Here is a 6,749-nt window from a genome sequence, read left to right on the forward strand (position 1 = left end):
CCTAGAAAGGATGAATCACAAGCAGACCCCTATGAAAATCCCATGATTCCGGGTTTTGCAGAAACGCTCTAGCTTGTCGTCGTCGATCAGGTGGATCAGCACGTTCTTCATCGCGTCGCCGTCCATCTTGCCCTGGGCGAACAGGCGCTTGACGAAATTGATGGCGCGCAGCTGATTCATCAGGCTGCTGTTGAAGCTGACCTCGTTCACGCGGTCCGATATCTCTACCGGGGTGCGGGGCAGCACCTCGCGCATCAGCGGGTTGATCGCCACGATCAGGATGTCGCGGGGCAGGCTTGCGCGATACAGCGGGAACAGCGCCGGGTTGCCCGCATAGCCGCCGTCCCAATAGGCCTCGATGCGCCCGGTGTCGCTGTCGTGGATCTCGACCGCGCGGAACAACGTCGGCAGGCAGGCCGAGGCCATCACCGCATCGACCGTCGCCTGGCCACCGGTGAAGACCTTGATGCGGCCCGTGCGGACGTTCGTGGCGGCGACATACAGGTCCGGCCCCCGATCGCAGGTGAAATCCGCCCAAGGCAGGTCGCGCAGCAGCGATTCCAGCGGGTTGACGTAGAACGGGCCGTAATCATAGGGGCTGAACAGCCGCGTCAGGTTGTCCATCCAAGCGGCCGGGGACACCATCTCGGTCCAGCGCTGCATGCCGCGGGACATGGGCATCACCGACTGCGTCCAGCGCACCACGCGGTTGTCGCTTTTCGATCCGACCTGCATCCACAGGGCATCCAGGTTCTCGCGCGCGGCACGCCGCCCGGCCAGGCCCTTGCCCGCCGCCAGCCCCGCCTTGAGCGCCGCCCCGTTCAGCGCCCCGGCCGAAGTGCCGCTGATCGCCGCGAATTCCAGCCACTCCTCCTCCAGCAGGCGGTCGAGGACGCCCCAGGTAAAGGCCCCATGCGCGCCGCCGCCCTGCAGGGCCAGATTGATGCGTTTGATCTCCATGGCCCGCCCCTTGTTCATGATGCAGTCGCAGCATCATACAAAGGTCCGATATCATGGCAAGTTCCGCGCCGATGCCGCGCTGCGGCATCACGCCCAGCCTTCGGGCCCCTGCGCCATCGCGGTGCCATAGCGCGCGCCATGCGCCCACCCGGCGGGCAGGATCGCGTCGATCCGGGCCAGCTGGTCGGCGCTCAGCGACAGGCCCGCGCCGCGGGCGATCTGACGCCAATGCTCCAGGCTGCGCGATCCGGGCAGCGCGATGACATGCGGCGCGCGCGACAGCACCCATGCGATCGCCACGGCCGCCGGGCTTTCGCCCTGATCGCGCGCCCAGTCCGCAAAGGCCCGCAACCGCGGCAGGTTGCGCGCCCAGGTGTCGACCTGAAACCGCGGCATGCCGGCGCGCAGATCGCCCGGCGCAAAGCCCGCCGGGTCCGGCGGCACATTGGCAAAGACGCCCCGCCCGACCGGAGAGAACGCGACCAGCGCCGCCCCGTGACGCGCGCAGGCATCGACCATGCCCAGTTCGACCTGGCGCGACCATAGCGAATATTCCGACTGCACGGCGGCCACCGCACCGACGGCGCAGGCCCGTTCCAGCGTGGACGGCGCCACCTCGGACAGGCCGATGGCGCCGATCTTGCCTTCGTCGCGCAGGCGCAGCAGCGTCTCCATCGCCTCCTCGACCGGGCGGGCGGCCTCGCGGCGGTGCAGATAGTAGAGGTCGATCCGCTCGACCCCCATGCGGTGCAGCGACCGCTCCAGCGCGGCGCGCAGATAGGCGGGCGAATTGTCAAAGGGATGGCCCGGATTACGGGTGATGCCCGCCTTGCTGGCGATGGTCACGCGGCCCCGGTGGCGCGCCAGGACCGGGGCCAGCATCTCCTCGGCCCCGCCCGCGCCATAGACGTCGGAGGTATCGATATGGTCGATCCCCATGTCGATGCAGGCGTCGATCACCCGCTGGCTCTCCGCCGCATCCGCCGCGCCATAGGTGCCCTGAAAGTTCATCGTCCCCAAGGCTACGGCCCCGACCCGGGGACCGCCCTGCCCCAGCTGGCGCCGTGCGATCACTCGGCGTTGGCCTCGGCGCGGCTTTTCCCGGCCACGTCCAGGGCCAGGGTCGCGGCCATGAAGCGGTCCAGGTCGCCGTCCAGCACGCCCTGGGTGTCGCTGGTCTCCTCGCTGGTGCGCAGGTCCTTGACCATCTGATAGGGGTGCAGGACATAGCTGCGGATCTGGTTGCCCCAGCCCGCATCGCCCTTGGCGGCGTGCTGGGCGTTCACCTCCGCGTTGCGGCGGTCCAACTCCATCTGGTACAGGCGCGCCTTCAGTGCGGCCATGGCGTTGGCGCGGTTCTGGTGCTGGGATTTTTCCGACGACGTGACGACGATGTTGGTGGGCAGGTGGGTGATCCGAACGGCGGAATCCGTGGTGTTCACGTGCTGACCGCCGGCACCCGACGACCGATAGGTGTCGATGCGGATGTCGCGGTCGGGAATGTCGATCTCGATATTGTCGTCGACCACCGGATAGACCCAGACGCTGCTGAACGAGGTGTGCCGCCGCGCCGCGCTGTCATAGGGGCTGATGCGCACCAGCCGGTGCACGCCCGATTCCGATTTCAGCCAGCCATAGGCGTTGTGCCCGCTGACCTTGTAGGCGGCGCTGCGGATGCCGGTCTCCTCGCCCTGCGTCTCGGACAGCAGCTCGACCTCGTATCCCTTCTTCTCGGCCCAACGCACGTACATGCGCGCCAGCATCGACGCCCAATCGCAGCTTTCCGTGCCGCCCGCGCCCGCGTTGATCTCCAGGAAGGTGTCGTTGCCGTCAGCCTCGCCGTTCAGAAGCGCCTCCAGTTCCTTCTGGGCGGCCATCTTGGCCAGCGCTTTCAGGTTGCCCTCGGCCTCGGACACCAGTTCGGCGTCGCCCTCCTCCTCGGCCAGCTCGATCATCTCGGCATTGGCCGACAGGTCGCCCTCGATCCGGCGATAGGTCTCAATGGCGTCCGACAGCGACTGCCGCTCGCGCATCAGCTTCTGCGCGCGGGCCGGGTCCGACCACAGGTCGCCATCCTCGATCATGGCGTTCATCTCTTCCAGGCGATGCGGCGCGGTGGTCCAGTCCAGGCGCTGGCCCAGCAGGGTCAGGGAACGGCGGATGGCCTCGATGGTGGACTGCGTCTCGGCGCGCATGGGCGGATTCCTTCGGTCAGGCGTCAGGTCCGGGGTGATACCGCGAAGGCCGCCCTTGGGCAAGACCGGCACGGCCCTACGCCACGCCCGCTGCGCCATGCACCCACCGGTCCCGCTCCGGACGCCCCCCGTGACACCTCATCGTCACCGCGATGGGCGGGGGGTGCGGGGGGCAGCAAGCCCCCCGCCCGTCGCGGGACGCAAACGGGCGCGCGGCCTCAGTACAGCCCGCCCGACGACATGGTGCCGAAATCGGTCCGCCCCGGAATGACCCGCCTCTCGCCGGTCGAGGTCGTGATCGCCTGCCCCCCACCGCTGGCCCCGGCTTCCCAGGGCAGGATCACCACCTCGTCGCCAAACCCCGACACGACATAGGGTGTCAGCCAGTCGGGATCGGTGCCGTCGCGGAAATACTCGGCGATGACGTTCGGGCCGCTGGCATCGTCCGGCAAGCGCTGGCCGGTGATGCGGTCGATCTTGACCCAATAGCCGCCCGGCGGGACGGTGAACTCCGTCCCGCCATACTCGGCCACGGCCTCGCGCATGAAGGCGTTGAAGACCGGAACGCACAGCGTCCCCCCATAGGCCCGTTCGCCCAGCGAACGCGGCTGGTCATAGCCCAGATAGCAACCCGCCACGATGTTGCTGGAATAGCCGATGAACCACACGTCCTTGGCATCGTTGGTCGTGCCGGTCTTGCCCGCGATCGGCACGGGCAGATCGACGCCCGACCCCGAACCGCGCTCGACCGCGCCCTCCAGCATCGAGGTCAGTTGATAGGCCGTGACCGCGTCCATCACGCGTTCGCGGTTGGTGTCGATCACCGGCGCCTGCCCGGCGGGCATGGCCTGCATCGCGCAGGTCTCGCAGACGCGCTGGTCGTGGCGATAGACGGTGCGCCCGCGGCGGTCCTGGACACGGTCGACCAGCGTGGGCTCAACCCGCTCGCCGCCGTTGGCGAACATCGCATAGGCGGCGACCATCTTGAACAGCGTCGTCTCCTGCGCGCCCAGGGCGTTGGCCAGGAACGGCGCCAGCGTGTCATAGACGCCGAAATCCTCGGCATACTTGGCGACCCGATCCATGCCGATGTCGTCGGCAATGCGGATGGTCATCAGGTTGCGCGACTGCTCGATCCCCGTCCGCAGCGGCGTCGGCCCGTAATGGCGCCCCGACGAGTTCTGCGGTTCCCACAAGCCCTGGGGCGTGTTGATGCGGATCGGCTCGTCCACGACGATGGTCGCGGGGGTATAGTTGCTGTCCAGCGCCGCGGCATAGACGAAGGGCTTGAAGGACGACCCCGGCTGGCGCTGCGCCTGCGTAGCGCGGTTGAAGACGCTGCTCTCGTACGAGAACCCGCCCTGCATCGCCAGGACGCGGCCGGTATTGACGTCCATCGCCATGAAACCGCCCTGCACCTCGGGCACCTGGCGCAGGCTCCAGCGGTTGAAATCGGCACCATCCATCATGGCGCGGACCAGGACCACGTCGCCCACCTGCACCAGATCGCCCGCCACCTGCGCGCGCGGTCCCAGCGTGCGCGTCTCGCGGTCCAGGGGCCGGGCCCATTGCACGTCGGATGCCGGGATCCAGTGACCGTCGGCGTCCTCCTCGATCCCCTCGATGCCGATGCGGGCGTCGGATGCCCCGACCTCCAGCACCACGGCCGGGTGCCAGCCCGGAATGTCGCGCGGCAGGCGCAGGTCCCACAGCGCGCCGCGCCAGCTGGCCTCGTCGGTCAGCAGTCCGGCCTCGATCACCTCTCCGGTACCGCGCCAGACGCCGCGGTTGCGGTCGTAATCCTCCAGCGCGGTCTGCAGCGCGCTTGCAGCCTCCGACTGCAGGTCGGGATCGACGGTCGCGCGGATGGTCAGCCCGCCGCCAAAGAACTCCTCCTGGCCGAACTCCAGGCTCAGCTGGCGGCGGATCTCGTCGGTGAAATAGTCGCGCGGCGGCAGCGCACGGCGGAACGACGGATAGTCCCCGTTCTGCACCGACCGCAGCGGCAGCTTGGCCTCGGCCTCATAGGTGGCCTCGTCGATGAAGCCGTTCTGCCACATCTCGCGCAGGACATAGTTGCGCCGTTCGGTCACGCGCTCCTTGGCGGTCACGGGGTGATAGCGGCCGGGCGCCTGCGGCATGGCGGCCAGCATCGCGGCCTCGTGCGGGGCCAGTTCGGACAGCGACTTGTTGAAATAGGTCTGGGCCGCGGCGGCCACGCCGAAGCTGTTCTGACCCAGAAAGATCTCGTTCAGGTACAGTTCTAGGATCTGGTCCTTGGACAGGCTGCGTTCCAGCCGCGCGGCCAGGATCAGCTCCTTGACCTTGCGTTCCACGCTGCGGTCGCTGGACAGAAGGAAGTTCTTCATCACCTGCTGGGTGATCGTGGACGCGCCGCGCACGCTGGACCCGCCAGAGACCGCGGCCTCGAAGGCGGCGGACAGGATGCCGCGCAGGTCATAGCCCGGATGGCTGTAGAAGTTCTTGTCCTCGGCGCTGACGAAGGCCTGCTTGATCAGGTCGGGCACCTCGTCGATGGGCACGAAGATGCGGCGCTCCTCGGCGAACTCGTCGATCAGCTGGCCTTCGGCGGAATAGATGCGGCTGATGGTCTTGGGCGAATACTGGGCCAGCGTCTCGTGGCTAGGCAGGTCGCGCGAATAGATCCAGAAGATGCCGCCGACGGTCAGGGCCGCAAAGAACACCCCGGTGACCACCCAGGAAAAGATCGCACCGAAGAAAGACAGGATGGGTCGCAGCACGGGGTCAGCCTTTGTCGGGGTTTCGCCGCGTCTATAACGGCCACGGGTCCCCCGGTCAAAGCAACACTGGGTGTGTCAGTGACGAAGCAGTCCCGCGCGCGCCTGTTCGTCGCGCCACCAGCCGGTCGTGGCCTCGGCCACGGCCTCGACCATGCGGGCGCGCCATTCGGGGTCGGTCAGGTTCGCAAGGTCCGTCTGGTCCGAGATGAACCCCAGCTCCAGCAGGACCGACGCGATGTCGGGCGATTTCAGCACCGAGAACGCCGCCCCCTGCACCGGCCGCCCGTGCAGCCCGATCCCCCGCAGCGCCATGCGCGAGGTCAGCAGCCGCGCGAAGGCCTCGGACCGGGGCTGGGTGTCGGTGCGCGCGAAATCCATCAGCACCGTGGCCAGCGCGTCGTCCTGGCCGCGCAGGTCCATCCCCGCCAGCAGGTCGTCGCGCTGGTGGCGCATCGTCAGCTGCTGGCCCGCCCGCGTGTCGGACGAACTGTTCCAGACATAGACCGTGGCCCCCGCCGCCTGCCCCTGCGGCAGCGCATCGGCATGCAGCGACAGCAGCAGGTGGGACCCCGACTGCCGCGCCGCGGTCATCCGGTCCTCCAGCTTGACATAGACGTCGCTGTCGCGGGTCATCGTGACCGTCACGCCTCGCGCCTCCAGGGCGGTGCGCAGCTCCTGCGCGAATGTCAGGACCAGCGCGGCCTCGGTATCGGGGCCCGCCTGCGCGCCGGGGTCGAAGCCGCCGTGACCGGGGTCCAGCGTCACCGCCAGCCCCGTCGCAGTGGCGGGCGGCGGCAGGTCCGCCGGATCGGGCAGGTTGCGCAGCGCCGCC

The 6,749-nt window shown here is 68.4% G+C and carries 5 protein-coding genes; all 5 read right to left on the reverse strand.

Annotated features, from left to right (window positions below):
* Positions 1-15: 15 nt before the first annotated feature.
* On the reverse strand, positions 16-960 hold the full coding sequence (locus FHD68_RS16915; RefSeq protein ID WP_139086295.1) for a patatin-like phospholipase family protein: 945 nt from the start codon (positions 958-960) through the stop codon (positions 16-18).
* A gap of 87 nt (positions 961-1,047) precedes the next feature.
* Positions 1,048-2,034, reverse strand: a complete 987-nt coding sequence (locus tag FHD68_RS16920; protein WP_139086297.1) for an aldo/keto reductase — start codon at positions 2,032-2,034, stop codon at positions 1,048-1,050.
* The gene (gene prfB / locus FHD68_RS16925) at positions 2,031-3,155 is read right to left on the reverse strand and encodes a peptide chain release factor 2 (RefSeq protein WP_045999394.1); all 1,125 of its coding nucleotides are present in this window, start codon (positions 3,153-3,155) and stop codon (positions 2,031-2,033) included. The genes FHD68_RS16920 and prfB overlap by 4 nt, the downstream gene beginning before the upstream one ends.
* A gap of 218 nt (positions 3,156-3,373) precedes the next feature.
* Positions 3,374-5,917, reverse strand: coding sequence for a penicillin-binding protein 1A (locus FHD68_RS16930; RefSeq protein WP_139086299.1), 2,544 nt, complete (start codon positions 5,915-5,917; stop codon positions 3,374-3,376).
* 75 nt (positions 5,918-5,992) lie between these two features.
* On the reverse strand, positions 5,993-6,749 hold a 757-nt coding region (locus FHD68_RS16935; RefSeq protein ID WP_139086301.1), incomplete at its 5' end, for an N-acetylmuramoyl-L-alanine amidase family protein.

The organism is Paracoccus marcusii (assembly GCF_006151785.1).
Taxonomy (GTDB): domain Bacteria; phylum Pseudomonadota; class Alphaproteobacteria; order Rhodobacterales; family Rhodobacteraceae; genus Paracoccus; species Paracoccus marcusii.

What these genes read in the sequence shown, in the direction of transcription:
- FHD68_RS16915 (WP_139086295.1), bottom strand. Translation starts at nt 960, where the DNA reads ATGGAGATCAAACGCATCAATCTGGCCCTGCAGGGCGGCGGCGCGCAT.
- prfB (WP_045999394.1), bottom strand. Translation starts at nt 3,155, where the DNA reads ATGCGCGCCGAGACGCAGTCCACCATCGAGGCCATCCGCCGTTCCCTG.